Source organism: Brevibacterium sp. LE-L (assembly GCF_050214925.1).
In the GTDB taxonomy this organism is placed as follows: Bacteria; Actinomycetota; Actinomycetes; order Actinomycetales; family Brevibacteriaceae; genus Brevibacterium.
The window spans coordinates 554490-580304 of record NZ_CP189759.1 but is presented as its reverse complement, the minus strand read 5'-3'; the positions used below and the strand labels follow the sequence as shown (position 1 = coordinate 580304).

21 protein-coding genes and 1 riboswitch are annotated in these 25815 nt (G+C 66.3%); of the genes, 8 read left to right on the top strand and 13 right to left on the bottom strand.

Going from position 1 to position 25815, the window contains the following annotated elements:
* Nucleotides 1-10: 10 nt before the first annotated feature.
* Entirely contained in the window at nt 11-484 is a 474-nt protein-coding gene (locus tag ACQE2J_RS02555; RefSeq protein ID WP_135539806.1) for a hypothetical protein, read from the bottom strand.
* 133 nt (nt 485-617) lie between these two features.
* On the opposite strand from ACQE2J_RS02555, the gene ACQE2J_RS02550 reads away from it, so the two are divergent.
* On the top strand, nt 618-1202 hold the full coding sequence (locus ACQE2J_RS02550; RefSeq protein ID WP_135539804.1) for a TetR/AcrR family transcriptional regulator: 585 nt from the start codon (nt 618-620) through the stop codon (nt 1200-1202).
* On the opposite strand, the gene ACQE2J_RS02545 is transcribed toward ACQE2J_RS02550, so the two are convergent.
* Nucleotides 1203-2111 (bottom strand): ArgP/LysG family DNA-binding transcriptional regulator, encoded by a 909-nt coding sequence (locus ACQE2J_RS02545; RefSeq protein ID WP_167854412.1) that lies wholly within the window; start codon nt 2109-2111, stop codon nt 1203-1205.
* A gap of 70 nt (nt 2112-2181) precedes the next feature.
* Here ACQE2J_RS02545 and ACQE2J_RS02540 point away from each other — a divergent pair, with 70 nt between their 5' ends.
* Both ACQE2J_RS02540 and ACQE2J_RS02535 read left to right on the top strand, forming a co-directional pair.
* Nucleotides 2182-2781 carry a LysE/ArgO family amino acid transporter gene (locus tag ACQE2J_RS02540; RefSeq protein WP_135539800.1) on the top strand — a complete coding sequence of 200 codons (600 nt, stop codon included), beginning with the start codon at nt 2182-2184 and terminating at the stop codon, nt 2779-2781.
* 42 nt (nt 2782-2823) lie between these two features.
* Complete coding sequence (locus tag ACQE2J_RS02535; RefSeq protein WP_135539798.1) at nt 2824-3543, top strand: AAA family ATPase; 720 nt, start codon at nt 2824-2826, stop codon at nt 3541-3543.
* Between the two features lie 35 nt (nt 3544-3578).
* Here ACQE2J_RS02535 and ACQE2J_RS02530 read toward each other — a convergent pair whose 3' ends face one another.
* Both ACQE2J_RS02530 and ACQE2J_RS02525 read right to left on the bottom strand, forming a co-directional pair.
* A complete protein-coding gene (locus ACQE2J_RS02530) occupies nt 3579-5756 on the bottom strand; it encodes a YhgE/Pip family protein (protein ID WP_426937006.1) in 2178 nt (725 codons plus the stop codon).
* Between the two features lie 115 nt (nt 5757-5871).
* On the bottom strand, nt 5872-6732 hold the full coding sequence (locus ACQE2J_RS02525) for an ATP-binding cassette domain-containing protein (protein WP_135539795.1): 861 nt from the start codon (nt 6730-6732) through the stop codon (nt 5872-5874).
* A gap of 369 nt (nt 6733-7101) precedes the next feature.
* Between ACQE2J_RS02525 and ACQE2J_RS02520 the strand changes: the two genes are divergently transcribed.
* Nucleotides 7102-8181, top strand: a complete 1080-nt coding sequence (locus ACQE2J_RS02520; protein ID WP_135539793.1) for a tellurite resistance/C4-dicarboxylate transporter family protein — start codon at nt 7102-7104, stop codon at nt 8179-8181.
* 154 nt (nt 8182-8335) lie between these two features.
* On the opposite strand, the gene ACQE2J_RS02515 is transcribed toward ACQE2J_RS02520, so the two are convergent.
* The 3 genes from ACQE2J_RS02515 to ACQE2J_RS02505 form a co-directional block, all read right to left on the bottom strand.
* Entirely contained in the window at nt 8336-8947 is a 612-nt protein-coding gene (locus ACQE2J_RS02515) for a DUF805 domain-containing protein (RefSeq protein ID WP_167854411.1), read from the bottom strand.
* Nucleotides 8948-9128: 181 nt separating this feature from the next.
* Nucleotides 9129-10442 (bottom strand): MFS transporter, encoded by a 1314-nt coding sequence (locus ACQE2J_RS02510; protein ID WP_135539789.1) that lies wholly within the window; start codon nt 10440-10442, stop codon nt 9129-9131.
* A gap of 75 nt (nt 10443-10517) precedes the next feature.
* A complete protein-coding gene (locus ACQE2J_RS02505) occupies nt 10518-11006 on the bottom strand; it encodes a MarR family winged helix-turn-helix transcriptional regulator (protein WP_135539788.1) in 489 nt (162 codons plus the stop codon).
* A 115-nt stretch (nt 11007-11121) separates the two neighbouring features.
* Nucleotides 11122-11250: riboswitch (FMN riboswitch) on the top strand.
* Nucleotides 11251-11364: 114 nt separating this feature from the next.
* On the opposite strand from ACQE2J_RS02505, the gene ribD reads away from it, so the two are divergent.
* From ribD to ribH, 4 genes are all read left to right on the top strand, one after another.
* The gene (gene ribD / locus ACQE2J_RS02500) at nt 11365-12510 is read left to right on the top strand and encodes a bifunctional diaminohydroxyphosphoribosylaminopyrimidine deaminase/5-amino-6-(5-phosphoribosylamino)uracil reductase RibD (RefSeq protein WP_426937005.1); all 1146 of its coding nucleotides are present in this window, start codon (nt 11365-11367) and stop codon (nt 12508-12510) included.
* A 76-nt stretch (nt 12511-12586) separates the two neighbouring features.
* A complete protein-coding gene (locus ACQE2J_RS02495) occupies nt 12587-13249 on the top strand; it encodes a riboflavin synthase (protein WP_426937004.1) in 663 nt (220 codons plus the stop codon).
* The gene (gene ribA, locus ACQE2J_RS02490; protein ID WP_426937003.1) at nt 13242-14627 is read left to right on the top strand and encodes a GTP cyclohydrolase II; all 1386 of its coding nucleotides are present in this window, start codon (nt 13242-13244) and stop codon (nt 14625-14627) included. Before ACQE2J_RS02495 ends, ribA begins: the two co-directional genes overlap by 8 nt.
* Nucleotides 14628-14763: 136 nt before the next feature.
* Nucleotides 14764-15234, top strand: coding sequence for a 6,7-dimethyl-8-ribityllumazine synthase (ribH, locus tag ACQE2J_RS02485; RefSeq protein ID WP_426937002.1), 471 nt, complete (start codon nt 14764-14766; stop codon nt 15232-15234).
* 147 nt (nt 15235-15381) lie between these two features.
* On the opposite strand, the gene poxB is transcribed toward ribH, so the two are convergent.
* From poxB to ACQE2J_RS02455, 6 genes are all read right to left on the bottom strand, one after another.
* On the bottom strand, nt 15382-17097 hold the full coding sequence (poxB, locus tag ACQE2J_RS02480) for a ubiquinone-dependent pyruvate dehydrogenase (RefSeq protein WP_135539780.1): 1716 nt from the start codon (nt 17095-17097) through the stop codon (nt 15382-15384).
* A gap of 414 nt (nt 17098-17511) precedes the next feature.
* Entirely contained in the window at nt 17512-18717 is a 1206-nt protein-coding gene (locus ACQE2J_RS02475; RefSeq protein WP_426937001.1) for an MFS transporter, read from the bottom strand.
* A complete protein-coding gene (locus ACQE2J_RS02470) occupies nt 18665-20086 on the bottom strand; it encodes a Wadjet anti-phage system protein JetD domain-containing protein (RefSeq protein ID WP_426937000.1) in 1422 nt (473 codons plus the stop codon). Before ACQE2J_RS02470 ends, ACQE2J_RS02475 begins: the two co-directional genes overlap by 53 nt.
* A complete protein-coding gene (locus ACQE2J_RS02465) occupies nt 20083-23547 on the bottom strand; it encodes an ATP-binding protein (RefSeq protein ID WP_426936999.1) in 3465 nt (1154 codons plus the stop codon). Before ACQE2J_RS02465 ends, ACQE2J_RS02470 begins: the two co-directional genes overlap by 4 nt.
* Nucleotides 23544-24323: a DUF4194 domain-containing protein gene (locus ACQE2J_RS02460; protein WP_425118959.1), complete on the bottom strand. Its 780-nt coding sequence runs from the start codon at nt 24321-24323 to the stop codon at nt 23544-23546. Before ACQE2J_RS02460 ends, ACQE2J_RS02465 begins: the two co-directional genes overlap by 4 nt.
* On the bottom strand, nt 24320-25783 hold the full coding sequence (locus ACQE2J_RS02455) for a DUF3375 domain-containing protein (RefSeq protein WP_425118960.1): 1464 nt from the start codon (nt 25781-25783) through the stop codon (nt 24320-24322). Before ACQE2J_RS02455 ends, ACQE2J_RS02460 begins: the two co-directional genes overlap by 4 nt.
* Nucleotides 25784-25815 lie beyond the last annotated feature (32 nt).

Here is a 25815-nt window from a genome sequence, read left to right as displayed (position 1 = left end):
CGTCCTCGACTCAGCGCAGCGCGAGTTCGATGCCGAGCGTTGCGAGCACGCCGAAGAGCACTCCCCACATGATGATCGAGATGACCTGCCAGAAGGCGACGACATTGCGGTTCGCACCGAAGCCGACCATCGCCGAGGACGTGATCTGTGAGGGCAGGAAGGTCTGGCCGAGCAGCGAGACTCCCGGCACGCCGAACTTGTCGAACATGCGCTTGAGCCGTTGCCGTTTCGGCGACTCATCAGGTTCCTTGTTCTTCGTCGCCCTGTCGCGAATGGCACCGGTTCCATAGACGAAGGCGAGCATCGAGATCACATTGCCGATGACGGCCATGAGGATGGCGACGACCGGGTGGAGGCCGATCGCCACACCGATGACCGAGCCGAAGTAGGACTCGACGAAGGGGATGGCGGAGACGAGAAGGATGCCCGCCCACTGCAGCCAGTCGGGAATGGACGCGGCGAATTCCTGGAGGCTCTCGATCATTTCGGACTCCCTTTCCACAGGGTCGATGCTCTGTCTAGTACGGCGTACTAGTACACTGTACTACACTGGCGCATGGCCGCGCCGCGATTCGGCGGTCGCCTGGCATATGGTGGGATCACAAGGGAAGAGGAACATGGCTCGTCGCGCAGAGATCATCGAGGCCGCGATCAGGCTGGCCGAACGGTCGAGCCCCGGTCAGGCGAATCTCAGTGTGAGAGCCGTGGCCAAGGAGGCCGGGATCGGAGCATCGACTCTGCGGCACTACTTTCCCACTCAGGCCGCTCTGCACGAGGCGATCGCGCAGAGCTACATGGAAGTCGCGATCAAGGACTTCTCGATCGACGACGCGGCCCGCGATCCACGGCAGCGTCTCTTCGAGTGCTGCTCCCAGTTCCTACCCTCGCATGAGCATCGCGATCTCCAACTCGATGTCTGGCTGACCATGCACATCAGCGCCCTCGGGCCCGAGCAGCGTACGCGGGCCCGCCGGCTGATCGAACACGGCCATCAGGTCACCTATGACTGTCTCCACAGGTGGCTGGGCCTCCTCGCCGAGGAGGGCCATATCGATCCCGCCGAGGTGCCACCCTCGGCGACCGCCCTGTTCACGATGCTCGACGGACTGAGTCTGCATGCGATCATCGCCCCCGAGCGCATCACCGTCGATGCCGCCCTCGATCAGCTCAGATGGCTGATCGCGAAGCTGCTCGACGGCTGATCACCGCATCGTCGCTGCGGCACGGCGGAGAGCCGCGGTCAGCCGTGCGAGCTTCTCCGAAGCCAGCTTCCAATGGTGCCAGTACAGGGGCACGTCGATGGGCCGGGCCTCGGGGATCTGAACGAGATCGTCGTCGAGTTCGTCGAGCTGGAGCACGGGCAGCATCCCCCAGCCGACACCGGCTGCCACTGCGGTCGCGAAATCGGCGGAGCTCGGCACCACCGACATCGGCGGGGTCACCTCGACTCCCTCGCGGCGGAGGAATGACAGCTGCAGATCGTCGTCCTTGCCGAAGTTCACCATGGGCATCCTCTCCAGGTCCACCTCGGCGCCGGTGCTGTGCCTGGCCAGCAGATGCCTGGTGGCGACGGCGACATAGCGCATCGACCCGAGCCATTCGACCTCGGTCCCGTATCCGCCGACCTGCGCCGAGGTGATCGTTCCCAACACTTCGCCCGAGGTCAGGAGGCCGAGCGCCTTGTCCTGGTCGGCGAGCTCGATGCGGATGACGATGTCATCCCAGCCGGCCGCCTCGGCGAAGATCGGACGAAACCACGTCGCCATGGAATCGGCGTTGACCCCGATCCGCAGCACTGTGGGGATCCGGGCCGCGGTGCCGGACCCGGCCCGGTCGGCGTCGGTCCGGCCGGGTGCATCGATGTCGATGAGACGGTCCATCGTCTCGGCCTCGAGCAGCTCGACCTCCCGGGCGTACCTGAGGACCGCCTGCCCCGCCTCGGTGACGGTGATCGGATTGCTGCGGCGGATGAGCACCTGTCCGAGGCGGGACTCGAGGGTGCGGATGCGCTGACTCGCAGCCGAAGGCGTGATCCCCAGGACGAATGCCGCGCCTTCGACCGTGCCCTCGTCGACGGCCGCGGCGAGCGCCTTGACGTGCTCGATGTTCATGAAGCAATTGTGCATCAGATGAAGATTCTTGTGTTTTTCTTACCCGGCTGCGGACTCTAATCTTGAGTCCGTGCTCACTCATCTCGTCACCGGACTCCTCACCGGCTGGTCGCTCATCATCGCCGTCGGACCTCAGAACGCTCTCCTGCTGCGGCAGGGCATCCGGCGTGAGCACCTCGGCGTCGTCGTCACTATCTGCATCGTCGCCGACGTCCTGCTCATCGGAGCGGGCACGGTGGGCATCGGCGCGATCGTGCTCTTGGCGCCATGGGCTCTGGAGATCCTGCGCTGGCTGGGCGTGGCCTATCTGCTCTGGTTCGCGTGGACCAGCCTGCGCTCGGCACGCGCTGCCACCGGGCTCGAAGCGGACACCCAGCAGCGCAGCCTCAAGTCGGTCATCCTCACCACGCTGGCGCTGACCTTCCTCAATCCCGGTGTGTACATCGATACCGTCGTCATGCTCGGCAATCTCGCCAATCAGCAGGGCGAGGGCAACGTCTGGCCGTTCACGCTCGGGGCCATGCTCGGTTCGATGAGCTGGTTCCTCGCCATCGGCTACGGCGCCCGCGGACTCTCCCGGTACCTGGCCCGGCCGCGAGTGTGGCAGGTCCTCGACATCGTCATCGCGATCGTGCTCATCATCCTCGCGCTGCGGCTGGCACTCGGGTAGGCACGGCCGGCCATGTCAGGGCCGGCCGGTAGCCTCACCGACATGGATCCCCGCATCGATCTGCCGCTGCGATCAGTGAACAAGCACGCTCTGTCGCCTCCGGAGCTGAGTCCCTGGCTGCGCGAGCTGCCGGCCGTCCGCAACGTTCTGGAGGGATTCGAGTTCGAACGCACGACCGTCTTCGTCGGCGAGAACGGTTCGGGCAAGTCCACGATCATCGAAGCCATCGCTACGGCCCTCGACCTGCCGCACGGCGGTGGCTCCGACTGGGAGAGGCGCGATCACGCCGAGGCGCCTCCCGAGCTGAGCGACCACCTGCAGATCATTCGCGGAGCGTCAGCTGACCGCGGCGGCTTCTTCCTCCGCGCCGAGACGATGCACGAGAACATGGCCTACCTGCTGGACGTCGGTTCCATCCGCGGCCGCCAGTACGCCCAGCGGTCACATGGCGAGATGTTCGTCGACCTGCTCACGGGCAGATTCATGGGGCTGGGGCTGTGGATCCTCGATGAGCCGGAGAGCGCGCTGTCCTTCACCGCTTCGCTCACTCTTCTCCAGCTCATCCGCGAACGCCAGCGCAACGGCCTGCAGACGGTCATGGCCACGCATTCTCCGATCCTCGCCCGAGCCGAGGGGGCGAAGCTCGTCGAGGCCGGGGAATGGGGGCTGCGCGAGTCCACGTGGGAAGACCTCGACATGGTCGACCACTGGCGCCGCTTCCTCGACGACCCGCAGCGGTACCTTCGCTACCTCGACGACTGACCGAGGCGACCCCTTCCGCCGCGCCCGGCCCAGCACTACAAGCTCAGACTCGGGTGCAGCTGCGTGAGCGTGACCATGCGTTTGCGGCTGCACACGACGACGGTCGCGGCCAGGGCGATGAGCGTCATCAGCAGCAGAACCACCGCCGACTGCCCGGCGATGAACATGTCGCCGCCGGCGATGAGTGTGCGCAGTCCGTTGACCGCGTGCGTCATCGGCAGGAACGGCGAGATGATCTGGAAGATGCCCGGCGCCGTCTCCACGGGATAGGTCCCGCCCGCCGAGGCGATCTGGATCATCAGCAGCACGAGCGCGATGAGCCGCCCGACTCCTCCCAGTGCGGCCACACACAGCTGGTGGATCGCGTGGAAGTTCGCGGCGATGAGCACCGAGAACAGCAGGGTCCACAGCCATGCTCCTGCCGAGAAGTCGAGGGCGAAGGTGAGCACGAGGTAGAGCACTGCGACCTGCGCTACTCCGAAGAGCAGACCCGGCACGTATCCGGCCCAAGCGATGCGCGAAGACTTCGCCGATGAGGCCAGGGCACGATAGGGAATCGCGTTGAGGACCATGTAGGTGATCATGCCGCCGATCCACAGCGCCAGAGACACGAAGAAGGCTGCCAAGCCCTCACCGTAGGCGTCGACGGCGTTGTCCTCGGCCTTCTCCGCATCGACCGGCACGGCCACGACGTCCGACCGGTGGTCGCGATCGTTCTTGTCGTACGTCGGGATCTGCTCAAGCCCCTTCTCCAAACCGTCAGCGAGTTCCTCGGAACCGTCGACGAGCTTGCCCGCACCCTTGTCGAGTTCGGTCGACCCGTCGACGAGCTGCGAGGAGCCGTCCTTGAGGTCATCGGCTCCGTCCTTGGCCTTCGCGGTGCCGTCCTTGAGTTCGACGGCACCGGAATGGAGATCATCGGCTCCCGTGGCGAGCTTGCCCGCCCCGGCATCGAGCTTGATCAGGCCGGAATGGAGGTCGTCGGCTCCAGTGGAGACCTTCTGCGCCCCATCGTCGAGCTGACCGATCTTCTTGTCCGCGGCCCTGATCTTCTCCATGACGGAATCGACGGCGTCGGTCACCGGGCCCTCGAGGCGCTTGGCTTCGTCCTTCGCATCGGAGGCACGCGTGTGCGCACTGTCGAGATCCTCGCCGAGGCCGTTCATGTCGTCCGCGAGTCTCTGCACATTCTCATCGTCCGGATAGTCCTTCTGCAGCTGCTTGATCCGGTCGTCCATGTCCCCGCGCACGGTGGTGCGAGCATCATCGAAGTCGCCTTCGGCACGTTCGAGCTTCGGCCGGGCCCCGTCGACGAGGTCATCGGCCTTGCGCTTGAGGTCCTCCGCCTTGTCCGTGGTCTCATCGGCGACGTCACGGAGCTCGGAGGTGCCGTCGGCGACCTGGCCGGCTCCGTCGGCGAGTTCGCTCGAACCGTTCTTCGCCTCGGTCGTCGACTTCGCTAAGGTATCGGCGCCGTCGGCGAGGTCGCCGCTGCCCTTCTTGAGCTCCCCGGCGCCGTCGTCAAGATCGCCGAGTCCCGTTCTCAGCGTGCCGACGCCCTTGTCGAGCTCGGTCGTCCCGTCGACGAGCTGACCGGTTCCGTCGTGGAGTTCGACCGAACCGTCGTGGAGCTCCGCCGCCCCGTCTGCGGCCTTCTTCGTCTCCGCGTGGATGTCATTGAAGCCAAGGTAGACCTCGTTGACGTATTCGGACGTGGTCGTCTTGTTCAAACCCGAATTGATCTCATTGAGCACAGTGCCGGCCACTTGGCCGACGATGAAGTTGTGGGCGTCGTCGGTGCGCAGCTGCAGACCGGCCCGTTCCGGATCGTCGCCGCCGGTGGACACCAGGGCCTGTGAGAAGTCCTTCGGGATCTCGAGGATCGCGAAGTACTTGCCTTCGGACAGGCCCTTGTCGGCTTCCTCCTGGCTCGTCTCGGTCCAGTCGAATCCGCCCTCGCCCTTCGGGGTGATCTCATCGACGAGTTCATCGCCGGCGTGCAGGGTCTCGCCGTCGGAATCCGGCTTCTCCGCCCCGACGTCCTCGTTGACCACTGCCGCCTGCAGCTTGTCGAGATGGTCGGTCGGGTTCCAGTTCGAGGCCAGGTAGAGGCCGCCGTAGATGGCGGGGATGATGGCGATGACGATCATCGCCAGGCGCGTGATCGTGTGTCGTTTGAACCGTGAGAGCTCTAGCCAGGGAAGGGAGAACATACGGGAATCTCCTCGGGATCGAAATCGTGGTGGAGGACTGTCAGTGCGGATGGGGCCGCGGTCGGAACGCAGCCGGGAGCCGCCTCGGCGAGTGCAGGCGACGGTGCGGACATCGTCAGTGCCGCGATCGACTGTGGGGTCTCTGGCTGACGGGCAGCTCGAGTTCGACGACCGCCCTCGGCTCCGCGTGGGGTCCGAGTGATCGCTGTGCGATGTCGAATTCGCCGGCGTCCTCGCAGGAGACGATGACCGTGAGCGGCTTGTCCGGCTCTCGAGTCTTCCGCAGCTGCTGGTAGACGAGGATCCCCGCCCAGGCTCGCGCCCGGTCGGCTGATTCGCGCAGGTAGTCGATGTTATCGATGACGACGACGGGCGGTCGGCTCAGGCAGGCCAAGCCGAATTCGAGGAAGAACTTCTGCAGCTCGCTCAGTTCCGAGACGAAGACCTCTCCGTCGTCGTCGATGAGGAAGTCTGCCCGCTGCGCATCTGTGGTCGAGAACGTCCCTTCGGGCTGTTCGTCGATGAAGTCCGTCGCCGACTGCAGAGTCTCGCGGAACAGGCCGATGATCTCGCGCAGCGATGACTTCGACACCCAAGGCTTATACCAAGGCTGCAGCATGATCTGGCGTTCGGCGACGTGCTGGGCCACAGTGAAATCGTTCTCGAGGTCGGTCAGACCCTCGACATGTCCGACCGCGACCAGGCCGCGAACGGCGCGGGCCCGTTTGCGGATGTCGAGTTCGCCGAGGCGGCCCTCCCCCGCCGAGACCCGCATCCGTCCAGCGAGGGACAGGAGGAAAGAGGTTTTTCCGCTGCCGGCGGGACCGCGGACGATCGCGAGTCCGCCCTCCGGAATCTCGAGGTCGATGTCGTCGAAGACCTCGCCCTGCTTGCCTGACAGGGACCAATTGCGCACTGCAATCGACTGCTCGTCGCTGTCCGTGTCCTCGGCGAGAGTCTCTGTGGTGCTCTCCATGGCCATGGCTCCCAATCGTCCGTTCCCACGTGTCTGTGCGGGCTTGTCTGTCCTCGCGCCGACCCTCAGTGCCTCCGGGCGCCGACGCGCCGCTTATGTGACTGCAGACTACGCCACCGGAGGGGAACGGCGGCATAAGGAGGGGCCGACAGACTTCAGGTTACTCATAGGTAACTCTAGCGGATCGTCTCACGAATACGGGCTCAGAAAAAGGCGATTGTCGGCAATCGCACACCATCGCCTCCGCCTGCGGGCGCGATTCGGAGTCCGCAACGTCTCCTGTGCAGCTGCGGCACGATGCGGAGTACTAAGGTTGAAAGGAACGAATACGCAGATGGGAACGAATACGCACATGAGGACGAGGAGCGGATGAGCACGGCGGATCGCGGTCTCACGCAGCTGCACAGGGCCTGGGGCCTGAGCCCGTCGACGCTCGCACCCGGATGCTTCGCCTCGGTGATGGCCACCGGCATCGTCGCGGTCGGCGCTCAGCTCAAGGGGCTGCACCTGCTCAGCGTCGTCCTGTTCTGGCTGGCTGTCGTCCTCTACCTGTTCTTCATCGCCCTATCCCTCATTCGGGTGGTCCGCTACCGGGATGACCTGCGTGCCGACCTTCACAATCCCAGTCGCGCCTTCGGGTTCTTCACTGCTGTGGCGGGCACGAATGTCCTGGCCACAGCGCTGATCGGGCTCGGGGTGGTGCAACCGGCGCTGGTGCTCTTCGGCATCGGCGCCCTCTTGTGGCTGATCCTCGGGTACGGAATTCCGTTCACTGCGATCCTCGGCTCGAACATCCACCCGGTGTCCAAGGAAGTCAACGGCACCTGGCTGGTCTGGGTGGTGGCGTCTCAGTCCGTGGCCGTCGTCGCCTCGAGCCTGGCGATCGAAACCGCGAACACCGAGTTCTCCTCTGCGGGCTTCGTCGTCTTCCTCACCCTGGTCGCTGTGGTGATGTGGGCCGTGGGATTGGCGCTCTATGTCGTCTGCTCGGTGTCGATCTTCGTCAGGGTTCTGCGGCATCGATTCGGGCCTGAAGACCTCGACGCCCCGTACTGGGTGACGATGGGGGCCTTGGCGATCACGATCGTTGCGGGATCGCGGATCCTCGAACTCGAGGCCTCGCCGATCCTTGATGCCACACGCATGGTCGTCGGCGGATCGTCGACGCTGCTGTGGGCCTTCGCCACCTGGCTCATCCCGGCTCTCGTTCTGGCCGGAGCGTGGCGGCACCTCATCCACCGGGTGCCGATGAGCTACTCGGCGGGTCTGTGGAGCATGGTCTTCCCCCTGGGCATGTACGCGGTGGCGAGCATGTTCCTGGGCCGCTCGGATCGGTTGCCCGCGATCGAGTGGATCGGTCAGCACTGGTTCTGGATCGGCTTCGTCGTGTGGGCGATCGTCTTCGTCGCGATGGTCGTGTCGTTCGTCCGGACCGTCCGCCCCCGGTAGGCGCCCGCGAGCGTCACCGCCTCTCGCAGGCGGCACAACGCCCCGCCGACGTCATCTCATACCGGTGCAACGGTGCGAGATGGCGCCGGCGGGGCGTGATGGTCCCGCAGCTGAACGACATGTCCTCAGCGAGACGTGATTGCCGGAGTGCGACTCAGGCGTCGTAGCGCTGTCCCTCGGGCTTCGAAGGCATGATGTAGAGCACGATGAGGACGATGCTGCCGATGCCCGTCAAGGACAGAAGGTACAGCAGACCTGAGTAGTTCGCATCATGAAGCCGGCGCCAGGAGATGGCGATCTGCGGTACCAGAGTAGCCAGGACGAAAAGCCCCATGAGCGTTCCACCGATCCCCATCAGAGCCAGGCTGGCCCCGGACGGCCCGGAGAACCCATACGGATCCGCCGATGCCGAAACCGACATCATGACCACCCCGATGATCAGCAAGATATACGGAATCAGAGCACCGAGACCGGTGAACAGAGACGCGAACCAGAACTCGCTGCGCGAGGCCCGGCCGTTGAACTTCACGTAGTTCTTGAAGAAGCGCTTGACGGCCTGGCCGAAGGAGGCGCCGTAGAGCGGGAGGGAGAGGTCATCGGGGTGGGCGGCACCGCGCGGCGCTCCGCCGAAGCCCTGCTCACCGGGCATTCCGGCGCCCGGCATTCCCTGACCGGGGACCCCGGAACCTGAGTTGTATGCTGCATTCGCGTCGTAGGACATCATGACCTTCGTATTTAGAGGATTGTTCAGGATCAGCAGCTCCAATTGTGCACCAAAGTCCGCCTCTGCCCCTATTTCCCACGGTTTCAGATCTGCAACACGCCTCTTCGTTCGCCCAACGGCCCTGCCTCGACGACAGCAGCGGCATCCCGAACGCGAACCTTCGAAGACAGCAGCGGCGCCCGAGGATCTGTCCTTCGGGCGCCGCTGGGAATGTCTCGATGCCTCAGGCATCGCCCCCGGTCAGAGCGTATGCTTCGTCGACCGGAGCTTCGTCGATATGGCCGTCGACGCGACGCAGCGTCTTCCAGCCCACCGAGATGACGACGACCGACAGCAGCACGGCTCCGGCTCCGAAGAGGTACGGAGAACCGGCCCCGATCGACTCGGACACGGCTCCGGCGACGATCGGCGCCACGGCACCGCCGACGAAGCGCACACCCGAGTAGGTGCCCGAAGCCACCGGGCGGGGCAGGTCGCTGACCTCCATCGCCGATTCCGTGAAGACCGTGTTGAGCACGCCGAGGAACATGCCCGCGACGATGATGCAGATGATGATGCCGACGAACGAGTCGACGAGGAACGACATGACACCCAGCAGCACAGCGAGCGCGACGAGGGTGACGATGAGGCTGCGGCGGCGCCCCATCCGCTTGGTCAGCTGCGGAGCCGCAAACACCGAGGTGACCGCCACGCAGATGCCCCAGCCGAAGAAGACGTAGCCGAGTCCCATGGCTCCGAAGTCCTCCATGCCCATCTTTGCTGCGGCCGCTTCGACAGGGAAGGGGCTGTAGGCCAGGAGGATGAAGAAGCCGAAGTTGTACAGCAGCGCGGAGACACCGAGCACAGCCACTCCCGGACGAGCGAGCGCCCGGAATGTGGCACTGAGCCTGATCGGCTCGGCAGACGGTCCGCCCGAGTTCGTGCCTCCCGGCAGCAGCACGACGATGGCGATGAAGCCGATGGCCATGAGGACTGCGGTGCCGAAGAACGGACCGCGCCACGAGATTCCGCCGAGCAGCCCGCCGAGGAGCGGGCCGGTGGCGATACCCACGCCCAGAGCCGCCTCGTAGAGGATGATCGCCCTATCCGCGCCGCCGGATGCGGCACCGACGATCGTCGACAGGGCGGTGGAGATGAAGAGCGCATTGCCCAGACCCCAACCGGCGCGGAAGCCGATGATCTGGTCGACGGAACCGGAGAATCCCGCGAGCGCGGCGAATACGACGATAAGGACGAGCCCGACGAGCAGCGTGGTCTTCGCGCCGATGCGCGAGGACAGGAAGCTCGTGAAGAACATCATGCCGCCGGTGATGAACAGGTAGCTGGTGAACAGCAGCATCGACTGGGCGGGAGAGGCATCGAGTTCAGCCGAGATGGCCGGCAGGATCGGGTCGACCAGACCGATGCCCATGAAGGCGATGACGGCGGCGAACGCAACTGCCCAGACGGCACGTGGCTGATGGAGGATGGACGCTCCCGCCCCGGTGTCGCCGGGTGTTTCGTCTCCTGTGGCTTCGTTGTCTGCTGACGCTCTCATCTGCTGGCCGCGTCCCCTTTCGTGTGGTGCCTTCTGTTGTGAGATCACGGGTGAGACCCGTAGTGGATTCGTCGCCTAGTCCACGTTCGCGTCCGACTCCGGTGCTTCCGCGGATTCGTCGACACTGTCGACCGGATGCCGATCTTTGAGGAAGTCCGAGACCAGCCCGAGCGCCCGATCGACGCTCTGCCGCTCCTCGACGCTGAGCGATTCGAAGTACGGCTGCATCTGATCGATCATGATCGAGCGGTTCTCGGCCAGCCTCTCCCGGCCGGCATCGGTCAGCGAGAACTGCGAGGCGCGCCCGTCGGTGGGGCTCGCCTCCCGGACGACGAGTCCGGCCTCCTCAAGTTTGGCGAGGAGCTTCGTCGCCGCGGGCTGTGAACTCAGGTACCCTTGGGCGAAATGCCCGACGCGAACGGGCTGATACTGCTCGACGACTGCGAGCGCTCGCAGGGCGGCCAAGGAGTTCTCGTTGCCGATCACTCGCCGAAACGCCCTGGTCAGACGCGACGAGACGACGACGAGACGCGATACGAGCTCTGCTGAATCCACATCATCCATAACCTCTTTATATACCCCGGTTATGCATCACAGCAAATCCGGCTCCGCCACGCGCGGAGGTCAGCTTGTGGCGGACGCCACATCCGCCTCGGCGATGGTCGTGCTAATCTGGCCTCACATGTTCCGGGGACGGTGAAATTCCGTACCGGCGGTCATAGTCCGCGACCCGCTGGCATTCGTGCAGGCGGTTGATTCGGTGAAATTCCGAAACCGACAGTCAGAGTCTGGATGGGAGGAGCATGGTGGCCTCGGCCGCTGTGGAGCCGTGCATTCGCATGCACCGCCGTCAGCGTCCGGCCGCTCTGATGGTTGCATCCGCAATATCCTCCCTCCCGGCGAAGGCTCGGGAGGTTTTTTCATGGGCGCGCAGCTCACGGAGGCAGCGGAGTTCACCGAACTCGAATCCGCGGCGATGACCGCGGCCCTCAACGCGGCCCGCGAAGGATTCCGCGGGGCGAATCCGCTCGTGGGCGCCGCAATCCTGACCAACGACGGCCAGATCGTCACCGGCCATCACCGTGGCGCCGGCACTCCACACGCCGAAGTCGATGCCATCACCACCGCTCACGATCTCGACATCGACCTGTCCGCTGCGACGCTGTTCGTCACGCTCGAACCCTGCTCCCACTACGGTCGGACGGGGCCATGCACCGAGGCGATCCGCTCCGCCGGAATCCCGTCCGTCATCTTCGCCGCACCCGACCCGAATCCGCTGGCCGCCGGTGGCGGTGAGATCCTCGCCGAGGCGGGGCTCACAGTGCGTTCGGGACTGCACCGCGCGGACTCCCGCGCTCTCAACGCCCGGTGGGTCTCGGCGATGTCCGAGGGCCGGCCCTTCGTCACGGTGAAGATCGCGCAGAGCCTCGACGGGGCCGTTGCCGCCGCCGACGGGACCAGCCAATGGATCACCTCGGCGCAGTCCCGGGCGCACGCCCATGAGATCCGCTCTCGCGTCGATGCCATCCTCGTCGGCACCGGCACGGCGCTGGCCGATGATCCGCGACTCAACGCCCGCGAAGCGGACGGGACCGCCCTGCCGAATCAGCCGCGGCCCGTCGTGCTCGGTGACACCGAGCTGCCCGCCGAATCCTTCCTCGCGCTCAACCCCGACACCCTCCGGCTGCGCACCCATGACATCGGCGAAGCCCTGGACCGACTGCACGAGGAGAAGGTCCGCCACCTCCTCGTCGAGGGCGGGCCGCGGATCCTCGCCGCCTTCTTCGCCGCCGGTGTCGTCGATGAGGTCTTCTGCTATCAGGCGCCGCTGCTGATCGGCCCAGGCCGGCGCAGCATCGAAGGGCTCAATATCGGCACCCTCAGCGAGGCGCTTCGACTGGTCCCCGACGACACCGAGGTGCCCGCCCTCTCAACGCTCGGCCCCGACTTCCTGCTCCACTTCGCCACAGAGACGACACCACCGGGATCCGCCCCGCCGGTTTCAGGGTCGACAGGGGCAGGGTCGACGGGTTCAGGATCGACCGTCTCAGGCCCACCGGGCCCCTGACGACACGCAGCGGGCCCACCGCTGCCCCACTCGACACTCACTGTTCAGCACCACGACTTCAGCATCACGGAGGCACATGTTCACCGGAATCATCGAAGGACTCGGCACCGTCGAGACCATCGAGCACACGAACGATTCGGCCGCGATCACCATCGATGCCGGCGATCTCGTCGCCGATCTCGACCTCGGCGGATCGCTGGCCGTCAACGGCATCTGCCTGACCTCGACGAGACGGTCCGCTGCGCAGAAGCCGGGACGCTTCACCGCCGAGGTGATGGGCGAGACGCTGCGTCTGACCGGGCTCGGCACGCTGGGCACCGGCGACCGGGTCAACCTGGAACGCTGCACACCCGCCTCGGGGCGCTTCGACGGTCACGTCGTCCAAGGCCACGTCGACGGACGCGGCGAACTCATCGACCGCATCGACCGGCCCGACTGGTCGACCCTGCGCATCGCGGTCCCGAACGACCTCGCTCCGCTGACAGCGGTCAAGGGATCCATCGCCCTCAACGGAGTGTCCCTGACCCTGACCGCCGTGTCCGAACCCTCGGCCCCCAACGCGTGGGTCGAGGTCGGCCTCATCCCGGCCACCCTGACCCACACGACCTTCGGCGAGCTCGAGGTCGGCGCGGCCGTGAACATCGAAGTCGATGTGCTCGCGAAGTACACCGCCCGCCTCCTGTCCTTCTCATCGTCTACGACGCACAACAGCACTCAGCAAGGAGTCGATCATGACTGATTCAGTCGCTCACGCCAGCCGCCTCGACCCGATCGACGCGGCCATCTCCGCCGTCGCCGCCGGCCGTCCCATCCTCGTCGTCGACGATGAGGACAGGGAGAACGAAGGCGACCTCATCATGGCCGCCGAATACGCCGACGCCGCGACGATCGGCTTCTTCGTCCGCCACACCTCGGGCGTCATCTGCGCCCCTATGACCGCCGACCGCGCCGGTGCCCTGCGACTGCCGCCGATGGTCACCGACAACGAGGACCCGAAGGGCACCGCCTACACGATCAGCTGCGACGCAGTGGGAGTGACCACGGGAATCAGCGCCGCCGAACGTGCCGAGACCGGCCGGGTGCTCGCCGCAGCGGCCCCCGATCCGGCAGCGATCTCGCGGCCCGGTCACATCTTCCCGCTCGTCGCGAAGGACGGCGGGGTCCGCGAACGCCCGGGCCACACCGAAGCGGGTGTCGAGTTCGCGCGCCTGGCCGGTGCGCAGCCGGTGGCGATGATCGCCGAGGTGGTCCACGACGACGGTTCGATGATGCGCTTCGACGCGGTCCGTGACTTCGCCGATGCGAACGACCTCGTCATGGTCTCCATCGAGCAGCTCATCGCCTACCTCGATGCCCGGGATGCAGGCGGCGTCGACGAGGCCCCGTCGACGGGGTCTTCCGCACTGACCGGCACCGAGACCTCTGCAACTTCCGCGATGTCCGGCGCCGACGCACAGGCGGGAGACGAGCCCCTGCTTTCGACCGCGGAGGTTCCGCTGCCGTCGAAGCACGGGAGCCTGCGGGCCCGCGCGTTCACGATCGACGGGCACGACCACCTCGGCGTGTTCGCGGGATCGTTGGACTCTGCATCTGACGGTCCGGCGCCCTTGGTGCGTGTGCATTCGGAGTGCCTGACCGGGGATGTCTTCGGTTCGCATCGGTGTGACTGCGGGGAGCAGCTCGACCGGGCGCTCGATCTCGTCGCCGACCGTGGAGGGGCGGTGATCTACCTGACCGGGCATGAGGGCCGCGGGATCGGACTGAGCAACAAGCTGCGTGCCTATGCGCTGCAGGATCAGGGCCGAGACACGGTGGATGCGAATCGTGACCTCGGGTTCACCGATGATGCCCGCGACTACCGTGCCGCCGCAGCGATTCTGCGTTCGCTCGGTCTCACACGCATCCGACTGCTGACGAACAACCCGGCGAAGACGGCAGCACTGGAGAAGCTGGGCATCACGGTCGAGGCGGTGGTCTCGCTCGAGGTCGCCGCCCGCCCGGAGAACACCCACTACCTGGCCACGAAGCGCGAACGCATGCACCATGCGCTCACGCTGCCCGAGGTCACGGGGACTGCCCGCGACAGCGCCGAATCCACCGGGGCCGTCGCCAGCTGACGCTCAGCCGCCGGCCCTGGCGGCACCGATCATACGAAGACCACGACGGGGTCACCGCACTCTCGTCAGGAACGAACCAGGCTCTTCCGAACCCGCACGACAGGCTCACCCGAGCCCTTGAGCAAAGGACATACCCATGGCCCATTCCGGAGCCCCCGCACTCACCGTCGACGCCGCCGATCTGCGCGTCGCCATCGTCGCTGCCTCCTGGCACACCCAGATCATGGACGGACTCGTCGACGGAGCCCAACGCGCCGCCGCCGAGGCCGGTGCCGAAGCCACGCTCATCCGCGTTCCCGGCAGCTTCGAACTGCCGGTCGCCGCGGCACGACTGATGCCGCACTTCGACGCGGTCGTCGCCCTCGGCGTGGTCATCCGCGGTGGCACTCCGCACTTCGACTACGTCTGCCAGGCCGCCACCGACGGCCTCAACCGTGTGGCCATCGACTCCGGCAAGCCCGTGGGCTTCGGCGTGCTCACCTGTGACACCGAACAGCAGGGGCTCGACCGTGCCGGGCTCGAGGGATCGCAGGAAGACAAGGGGCATGAGGCGATGACCGCAGCCCTCGTCACCGCTCAGGCCTTAGCCCCCTACAGTCTCAGCTGACCAGCACCTCTCCCGGTTTCATCGAGAAACAGGTTGAGTGCCGAGACGCGGGAGTGCACCCCCGTTTCTCGGCACTCAACCTGTTTCTCGGCAGAGGCCTCAGGCGCAGCGTCAGGCGCAGCCTCAGGCGTGGCGTCAGGCGCAGCGTCAGAAGAGCTGGCGGATATTCGTCCGTGCGAGGTCGATGAGTTCATCGCCCTTGCCCGACATCACCGTGCGGATGGCGTAGAGGGCGAAGCCCTTGGCCTGGTCGGCGGTGATCGTCGGCGGCATCGACAGCTCCTGCCGCTCGGTGACGACGTCGAGGACTGCGGGCCCGTCGTAGGCGAGGAACTCACGCACCACCTTCGGCAGGTCCTTGGACTTCTCGACGCGGAACCCCTTGATCCCGACCGCCTCGGCGATGGTGGAGAAATCGGGGTTGTTGAGCTCGGTGCCGAAGGTGACGAAACCGGCGGCCTTCATCTCGAGCTCGACGAAGTTGAGCGAGGAGTTGTTGTACACGACCGTCTTCACCGGCAGTTTGTTCTGGGTGAGCGTGATGAGTTCGCCCAGCAGCATCGACAGTCCGCCGTCACCGGCGAGCGCAATGGTCTGCCGGTCCTCGAACGCTGACTGCACCCCGACACTCTGGGAGAGGGCGTTGGCCATGGAGCCGTGGCTGAAAGACCCGATGAGGCGGCGCTTGCCGTTCATCGTCAGATACCTCGCCGCCCAGGTCACCGGTGATCCCACATCCGGGACGAAGACCGCATCGTCATCGGCCATCTCGTCGATGAGCCGGGTGAGGTACTGCGGGTGGATGGTGCGCTTCGACGGTGTGGCGAGTTCGTCGAGCTCCTTGCGGGTCTTCGCATAGTGCTTGGTCATCGTCTTGAGATGAGAACTGCTGCGGTGGCCCTTGATGAGAGGCAGCAGTGAGTCGACGGTATCGGCCACCGTCCCCACCAGGCCGATGTCGACCGGGGTGCGCCGCCCGATCTGGGAGCCGCGCACGTCGACCTGGATGACGGTCGCGTCTTCGGGATAGAACTGCTGATAGGGCAGGTCGGTTCCGAGCATGAGCAGGGTGTCGCAGCCCTTGAGCGCGTGATAGCCGGAGGAGAAGCCGAGCAGACCTGTCATGCCCACGTCGAAGGGGTTGTCGTACTCGACGAATTCCTTGCCGCGCAGGGCGTGGACGATCGGTGCCTGCAGCTTGTCGGCGATGGCGATGAGCTCATCATGGGCGCCCTCGGTGCCGGCGCCGGCGAGGATCGTGACCTTCTTGCCCTTGTTGAGCGCCTTCGCGGCGGCCTCGACCTGGGATTCGGCGGGGATCACGTGCGAGGGATAGGACCGGACCACCTCGGCGGCGGCGCTGATCTCGGTCAGGCCGATGTCACCGGGGATGACGAGGACCGCGACGCCGCGCTTCTCGACGGCCTCGCGCATGGCGATGCGCAGCAGCCGGGGCATCTGCTCGGCAGTGGCCACGTTTTCGACGTAGACGCTGCATTCGCGGAACAGCTCGGTCGGGTGGGTCTCCTGGAAGTAGTTCGAGCCGATCTCGTCGCTGGGGATCTGTGCGGCGATCGCCAACACGGGAACTCGCGACCGCTGGGCATCGTAGAGACCGTTGATGAGGTGGAGGTTGCCGGGTCCGCAGCTGCCGGCGCACACGGCCAGCTGGCCGGTCAGTGCGGCCTCACCGCTGGCGGCGAAGGAGGCGGCCTCCTCGTGCCGGACATGGACCCAGTCGAGCTGAGGGTTGACCCGCAGAGCATCGGTGAAGCCGTTGAGCGAGTCTCCGGGGATGCCGTAGACGCGCTGGACTCCGCTGGCCACGAGGGTATCGACGATGTTTCTGGCGACGGTGGGCATTGACTTCCTTCCGTTGAAACACGAACGCCGAGGTAGCTCGTCTGCGTTCCCCGGCGTATGCGTGGACCGCACCGTCAGTCTATCCCCGAGTCCACCGGCTGGATATGTGAGAGCAGTGACAGCGCGGAGCAGCTGGGACGGTCCGGACGTGACAGGCAGATTGCCATATCGACAGCACGTGTAAAGAATTCGCCATTTCTTTTACACGTTCCGCGAATGCAGCAATCGACTTTGCACATGTGGATGCCGACCGAACCGTATAACGATCTGCCTGAACCGAAGGCAGCAGAACTCGAAACGCGTGCTGTATTGAAATCCGCAGTTGAAGCTCGAGCAACTCCGACCTTCGCGATCTGCTCTTCGAGCGCCCATACTGCCGGCTTGCCGATGCGAGGTTCGGCTGGGAGGGCCCTCTCAGGTCCGGGCCGAGAGCACGGTCGCCAGGGTCAGCAGTCCGGCCATGGTCATCGACATCCAGCCGTAACCGCCGATGACATCGGCCAGGGCGGGCCCGGCCACGGGGGCCAGAGCCGTTCCGGCGGTGATGGGGGCGACGAAGACGCCGTTGATGGCTCCGAAGTTCTTCGTCCCCCAACGGTCGGACACGGCTGTGGCCTGGAAGAGGGTCATGCAGCCGCGCACTCCCCCGGTGACCATGGCGATGCCGATGAGCATCCAGATCGGGCTCGGCACCAGCGCCAGCAGCCACAGCCCGAGGGCGCCGGCGGCGAAGAGCAGGACGGTGCGGGCACGCGGACTCGTGTGCCGCTCCAGGCTCGGATAGCCGAAGCGTCCCGCCACCTGACCGAAGCCGACGAGCCCGAGGGCCATCGCGGCGAGACTGTACCCGGCTCCGCGTTCGATGAGGACGGGAATGATGTTGATCGTCACCGCGAAGAGGGTGAAGGTCGCGATGGCCACCGCGATCTGCAGGATGATGAAGCGCGGGTGTCGGGTGATCGTCCGCAGTTCGGCCCGGCTCGGTCGCACCCGGTCCGCGGCCGCTTCGTCGGTCCATCTCCGGTTGAGGAAGAGCAGATGCATCGGCAGTGCCAGGACCGCGAGCAGACCGGCGAGGATGCCATAGGTGCCCCGCCATCCGCAGACGTCGATGAGCCAGGCGATGATCGGCGCGAACACCGTCGAGGCGAGCCCACCGACGAGCGTGATCGTCGTCAGCGGCTTCGTCCGTTCGTTCCCGTACCAGCGGGTGACGACGGCGAAGGCCGGCGGGTAGAGGGTCGCAGCCTGAGCGAAGCCCGCGAGGATCCAAGCGAAGAAGAAGACGACGAGGTTCGGGGCGACCGCCACGAGTCCGAGCGCGATGACGCCGATGAGCGTGCCCGCGCCCATGATCAGTCGCGGCCCGTGCTCGTCGAGCATCCGCCCGACGCGGGGTCCCATGAGCGCCGAGACGATGAGTCCGATCGTCAATGCTGCCGTCACCGTCGTATGGCTCCAGCCCATATCCGCTGAGATCGGGGTGACCGCGACGGGCAGCGAGTAGTAGAGCAGGCCCCAGCAGACCAACTCCGCGATGCACAGGGCGGTCAGTCCTCCGCGCGGTTTATCCGTCGTCATCGTCGCCTTCGCCGAGGAGACGCTCCGTTTCCGTGCCACGGTTCGTCCCCGCACCGAGATCGCCCTCCCCTTCGCCGAGGCGGCTCGGCGTCGGGTTTCCGACCGCGGTCCGCAGTCGGTTCAGTGCCGTGTCCCAGGGGATGCGTTCCTGTTCGAGCCGGACGTTGCCTTCGGCGCGGATCCGGTCGAGGGCACGCAGTTCCGTGCCGGTGAGGTGGGCGAACGTGCCGGTGCTCGGTTTCGGTTCGGGCACCCACAGGTCCCGGTGGGCGAGCAGGTTCGCTTCGTCCATGAGCACGGATTCGACGGCCGGCAGGTGGCTGCGCAGCCTATTGAGGATCGCGAACCCGTGAGAGTCGAGGTCACCCCAATAGATCACTCGGGCGTCGGCAATCCAGTCGAACCGAGCCACCCCGTCGACGGCATAGCCGGAACCATGGACGGCCACGGCGGCCGGCCAGGCGGGCATGGCGAGCACGGATTCGAGGTTCTCGAAGACGAAGACCAACTGCGGGGCGATGGGCAGGCGGCCGAGCTGCGAGATCGGTGCGGTGATGTCATCGAGGCCGGCCAGGCTGATATCGGCCGCCTGGCCGGTGGCCGGAGCGGCGGGCTCCGCCGTGACCCTCAGGGCCGGGTCGAGGATGCGCAGACGCAGTCGCGGTTCGGCGTCGAGGACGGTCACGGCGTCGGCGTGCCCGATTCCGCCGAGGAGTGCGGTGACAAGGCTGCGGTGGGTCTCGAACCACTTGGAGTCGACTCCGCGGATGGGCAGCTGCCTCGGTCGCAGTGTTCCGAGCCGGTGGCCGCGCAGCCAGTCGACGACGTCGAGGACGGTGGTGAACGCGGCGTCGGTCAACCCGAGGATCCGCTTCGCCTGGGACCGAATCGCGGCGGCGAGTGCGTCGTCGTCACCGGTGCCGCCGGCGCCGGGACCGTCCGGGTCATCAGCGTCGATCTGTTCGACGCTGCCCGGCTCAGCTGCGAATCGGTCGCGGATCGTCGCTGCCCGGTCGCGCAGTCTCCGCCAGTCGCGGGCGGACTCGCCGCCGACGAAATCAGCGACCGCGTCCGCGGTGGTCAGGCGCACACGGATGGGAATGCGTTGGCGACCGACCCGGGCCCAGTTGCGGTCTTCCCAGTCGATCTCGAGTCCCGAGCGAGTCCCGGCGACCGATCCCGGCGCCGTCGGCGAGGCCCATCCGATGGCTGTCTCCTCGGCTGCCCTCCAGCTGCCGGCCCACTCGGCGGCGGCAGCCTGATCGGTGAGCACCTGCTTCTCCGTCGGCGGCTTGAGCGCGATCTCGAGGCGCACTACGCCGCTGCCCTCCGCGGCCCAGGCGGCCATGGACGAGTTCAGACGAGCGCGCGCCTTCGTCCGGGCCCCGGCGACGGAGAGCATGGTCATTGTGCGTCCGGTTCCTCAGAGTTCGAGACATCGTCCGCGCCGACCGGTTCGCCGGCACCTTCCAGTTCGCTCACATCGCCCGCGCCGTCGGAGTCCGCACGCTCGGTTGCGTCCCACACCATCGTCGAGGTGAGGGTCTTCTGCCGACTCGGGTTCTCGATCGACGTCGCCGCACCCACATAGGGTTCGATCGTCTGCAGCAGCTTCTGCGGGGTCGCGAGCACCATGTGGAATCCGAATTCGATGAAGATGTCGAGCGCCATCCGGGTGTAGCGTGTGTCGGCCTTGTCGAAGGCTTCGTCGAGGATGATCGTGCCGTACTTCGAGATCGCCTCGTCCGGGTCTGCCAATTGGTAGCGCAGCGCCGCGGCCAGGCAGAAGATCACAAGCTTCTGCTGCTGACCACCGGACATTGCGGCACCCGAATCGTAGGTCGCATGCGCCCGCCCGTGATCATCGATCTCCTCGGCGAGGAAGCTGACGTGCAGACGAGTGTCCAGGCAGTGGGTCCTCCACACCTTGTCGACGTGCTCGCTGGAGGCGAATCGGCGCATCACCTCGGCGAGGGTGTCGTACTTCTTCTCCGCGGTCTCCATATCGTCTTCGCCCCAGCTGCCCGCGGCCACGAAGCGCAGATCGGCGATGAAGGCGTTGACGGTCTCGGACCGGCGGGTCTTGACCTTCAGCCGCAGGTACCGGTCCTCGTCGAACTGCGAGCGCAGCAGGGAGGAGTTGATCGGGGCGACCCGATCATCGATCTCCCGCGGGGCGGCATGGATCTCGTTGAGCAGCTCGCCGATGAGGTCGCGGGAGCGCTGTTGGAGCAGCTCCCGGAACCGGTTCTCATGATCGGGCAGACCGTGTGCGAGGATCTCGTCGAGCATCCCCAGATACGCCCGCCGATCGTCGACCTCGGCTGTCAGCTGTGACGATACCGACGGCCACGCGGCTTTGAACTCTGCCGCCAACCGGGTCACGGCGTTGCTGGCGTCCCTGGCCACGACCTGTGCGCGGTCCTTCTCCTCCTGCAGAATCTGGGAGACCTGCTGGCCCACCTCGGCGAGGTTCTCGCGCTTGATGCTGCGTTGGACCTTCCGGAACCGATCATCCAACTGTTCGCCGAGGCGGCCCTCGACTTCGGCAATGCGACCGGCGTTGACGTCGTCCTCGATCCGGGTGATGTTCGAGCGCAGATCCGCCGATTCCTCGTTGGCCCGGCGGAGCGCGTAGTCGGCTTCGGATTTCGCGTTCTCAGCGGTGTCCTTGACGGTTTTCGCTTGGCGTTCGGCGCCGATCGCCTGCTGCAGGTCACCGTCGGCGTCTTCGAGTTCGGCCAATTGCCGCTCCAGGGTCGCCACCTTCTCGGCGGCCCCGTCCCGGTCGACGTCACGCCAGGACTGTTCGCGGATGCCAGCGAGGATGCCGCGGCGACGGTGCGCCTGTGCGGTTTCGGCATCGGCGGCGGCGACGATCTGTTCGGCGGCGGCCAGTTCGGACTGCGCTTCTTTGAGTGAGGCGATGAGCGCTTCGAGTTTGGCTTCCCGGTCGCCGAGGACCCACTGGCTGCGGTCGTCGATGCGCCGCCGGTCGTCCTTCTCATACCGGGTGCGTGAGGTCTTGACCTGACCTTTGACGGTGACGGCGCGCGGGTGGTCGTCGAGTTCGTCGGGGTGGTCGACGCACGCGAAGTCGAAGCGTTCGGACAGGGTGGACCGCACCCAGTCACCGAATCCGGTGTCGGACACGTGCACCTTGTTGACCAGGGATTTCTCACTGCCGACGGGGCGTGGACTCGGCACCGAATGCGGGATCTCCTCGAACACGAGGCGACCGCGAATACGGTGGGCGTCGACCCAGGTGCGCACGGCCGAGAGGTTCTCGGACCGGACGAGGACGGTGAGCGCCATCGGGCGCAGCACGCGTTCGATCGCCCCGGTCCAGCGGGCTTCTGCGGGGTCGACCTCGATGAGTTCGGCGGCGAAGGGCAGGGCCTTCTCGCTCAGGCCGGTGCCGGCGGCGAGTTCGGTCCGGATCGCCATGAGGTTGTTCGGCACGGTCGATCCGGAGCGGCGCAGGGATTCGATCTCGCCTTCGAGCTCCCGCACCCGGGCGCGGGCCTGGGAGAACCGGTCGTGGTCGGCGTGGCTGGGACCGGACACCTGGGTGTCGTCGTCGAGGCTGGACGCGATCTGGGCTTGGAGTTCGGCGAACTCCGCGGCCGTGGTCGGTGCCGCGTCGATGCCGGCCTGTTCGAGCTGACGGGCCAGACCGGCCCAGCGTTCGGCGATGGCGCGGCGTTCGGTCTCGGCGGTGTCGATGCGCTGCTGGAGGTGTTCGGCCTCAGACCCGCCGAGTTCGAGCGTGGCCCGCCGGGCCAGGTCGTACTCGTCGACGGCGGCATCATAGTCGCGCTGCGCCCGGTCGGCAGTGACCTCGAGTTCGACGATTCGGCGGGTCAGTGCCGAGAGGTCGGTCCGGAGGATATCGAGTTCGCGTCGTTTCTGGTACGGCAGCAGGGCGTCGCTGAGCGCGATCGATTCCGCGGCGACGTCGTTGGCCGATTCGAAGCGGGCGGCGGCTTCGCGCAGCTGGAGCAGGTGGTCGCGTTGACGACGCAGTTCGACGACATGGTCGTGGGCGTCTTTGAGGTCGCCGAACTGGGCGACGGCGGTCTCGGCGAGGTCGAAGGTCACCGGGGTTTCGAGCATATGGTCGCGGAAGAGCCGGTCGAGGCTGTCGAGGCTCTTGGCCGACTGCGTCTTGTGCAGCAGTTGGAGGGCGGATTCGTCGGCCATGCCGAAGGTCTTGCGCATGCGCGCATAGAACTTCCCGTGGTGTCCGTTCGAGGTGACCACGGCATCGGGGCGGTCGGCCTTGAGTTTGCGGGTCTCGAGTCCCGAGCGGGCATAGTGCTGGAGTTCGGAGAGATCGAGTTCTCCGCGCTCGAGGACGCAGGCGTCGGAGAGGTCCGTCGTCTTCGTACCGGAGCCCTTGATGAAGAAGAGCCGGGCCAAGGACAGCGGCCGGTCGGTGCCGTTGTCGTAGCGGAGGATGATTCCGCTCCAGGTCGCCCGGGGCCGCAGATACTTGCTGACGACGCGGTCCTCTTCGGTGTCGGCGGTCCGTGTCCACGCCCCGCGGACGTAGCTGACGAGGCTGCGCTGGTCGACGCGGCTGCCGGCGGTCTGGGCGGCGACGTTGAAGCGCAGCCATTTGTCCGGGGTGAGCACGGCGGCGATGCCGTCGAGGAGGGAGGATTTGCCCGAACCGGAGGGTCCGGTGATGAGGTGGCCCTTGTGAGACACGGGGATGCGGTGGATGTCGGCGTCGAAGGTGCCCCAGTTCGCGATCTGGATCTCGCTGAGTCGCCACTGGCTGCCGACATCGGGACGGTTCGCTCCGCGGGCCCGTGCCTGCTCGGCGACGAACGCGGCGTCGAGTGGGAAGAGTGCCTCGGTCACGCGTCGTCCTCCTCGGTGTCAGTTTCAGCGTCGCCGCCAGAATCGCCCTCAGCACCAGCATCGCCGGCACCCGTATCAGCATCGCCGAAATCCTCACCGGCATCGGTCTCACCCGCAGCGATGCGCTCATAGACGGCGATGAGTTCACGCACCCGATCCTCGTCGATGAGGAACTTCACCATCGGAGAGATCTCGAACCGGTCCTCGCCGGCCTTGTGGAGCACGCGCAGCCGGTTGCTCATCCGCGACCAGGCACCGTTGAGATTGCGTTGGAAGGTCGATTCGTCGCCGGTGCGGTAGATCGCGAGCCGTTCGTAGACCTCTTCGCGGTCGACGATGACGCGCTTCTCCCCCGGTGCGGCGAGCAGCAGCTGCCGCAGCACGAGGAGCATCGCCGTGTCGAGGAAGGTGAGCCGTTCGCTGCGCACCGCGGCCGGCGCGTCGATCTCATCGGTGACGATCTTGCGAGTGAACGCGAATTCGTCGACCCGGTCGATGACGAGGTCGAGGAACAGGTCGTGCAGACGGGAGCGGACGAGTCCTTCGTCGGCGACGAGGGCCGCCCACAGCTGCGGGCTCTGCGTCCCCGAGACGTAGGGGCCCTTGAGCAGTTCGAGCAGCACCCGCCGGGTCCGCTCCCTCAGCGTTCCGGTGTCCCCGGACCACAGGGCGCTGGGATTGTCGTCGACGGTCTCCGGGGAAGCGAAGGGCTCCCTCGCCGAGGCGGCCCCCTCCTCGGCGGGTGGTGTGTCGGTGTCGTGATCGGCAGGGCTCATAGGGTGATGCCTTCGGTGAAGTAGTGGCGGCGGATCGCGGCGGTGCGGGCGATGCCGTCGACGCCGGACCAGGTGAGGATTTCGCGGTTGTCGTGATCGACGTGGCCGTACGTGCTGGCCAGGGACAGCAGGCCGATGACGCTGGCCAGGCCCTGGGTCGCGGGGAAGGTCTCGAGCACCTCGGCGACAGAGGCCTCATGGGCGGAGGTGACGACGGAATTGATGTTCTCGGTGAGCTCGGCGAAGTCGATCTCGGATTCGCGGGCGACGGCGATGAGTTCGGCGAAGTCGACTTCGGTTTCGGTGGCCTCGTCGAGTTCGGCTCCGGCGTCGAACTCCTCGGGGTCGTGCAGGATGACTTCGCCGACGCTGCCCAAGGAGACGCTGGAGAGTTCGAGGTCGATGCCGATCTCGTCGTAGGGTCTGAGCTCTTGGGCCACCGGCGCCGCCGCGGCGAGGCCCTCTTGGAGCAGGGTGCGCATGACGCGGTCGCGTTGGAATTCGTGGGAGTGGACGTAGCGGCGCAGACCCCGGGCGAATTCGGTGAGGATGTCCGAGACTTCGTGCGAACCGTCCTTCATCTGCCGCATCAGGGTGCGCAGGGAGCGGCGGGTGGACAGAGACAGGGCGGCAGAGAAATCGCGGTCGAGGATGGCTGCGATGTCGTCGTCGAAGGACGCGGACTGTTCGGGGTCGCGCACGAGGGCGGAGAACGCCGAGAAGGTGCGGCCCTCGTCGGAGGATTCGATGAGGTCGACGCCGCGGAAGACTTCGTCGAGGACTTGGGATTGGGAGTCCTCGGCGGCGAGGATCGAGATCCGCAGCTCCTGGTTGAGCTCTTCGAAGCGGGCACGCACGCGAGCGAAGTCGGCGGGCAGTCCCTGTGCCTGTTGGAGGATGTCGGAGACGCGTTCGTTCGCACGCCTGCGGTCGAGGACGACGGAGCGGGGGTCGCCGCGGCGGACACGGGCGATCTCGGTATCGATGCGATCGCGTTCGGCAATCAGTGCGGCGAGTCGGCGGGAGCTGTCCGGGTCGGTGTCAATGGCCAGTTGGCGCACGGATTGGGCGAGGCTGACCAGCCGGGATTCGGTGGCGGTCTGCGGTGGGGTGCGCAGCTGTTCGAGCATGCGGATCGCATCGAAGCCGGCAGCGGAGAGCTCGTAGGTCTCACCCCGGGCGGCGGTGGCCGGCCGGCGGACGAGGATCTCGGCCCGCCGCCAGTCATCGCAGTAGGCCTTCGCCGTGCGCAGAGAGAGGTCGAAATGGTCGCGCAGCTCCTCGAGGTCGGCGTCGATGCTCTCATGCAGGTCCTCGGTGTTCATCCGGGTGCCCGGCTTGCCCAGGTGGGCGTCGAGGGTGCCGGCCATGACAGCGAGGTTGTCGGCCCGGAGCATGCGCAGGGTGGCATTCGATTCGAGCAGTCGCCGGTAGGCGAGCGCGGATGACAGGGCGGACATAGGAACTATTCTCTGTGCCTTGGCGGGTGCGC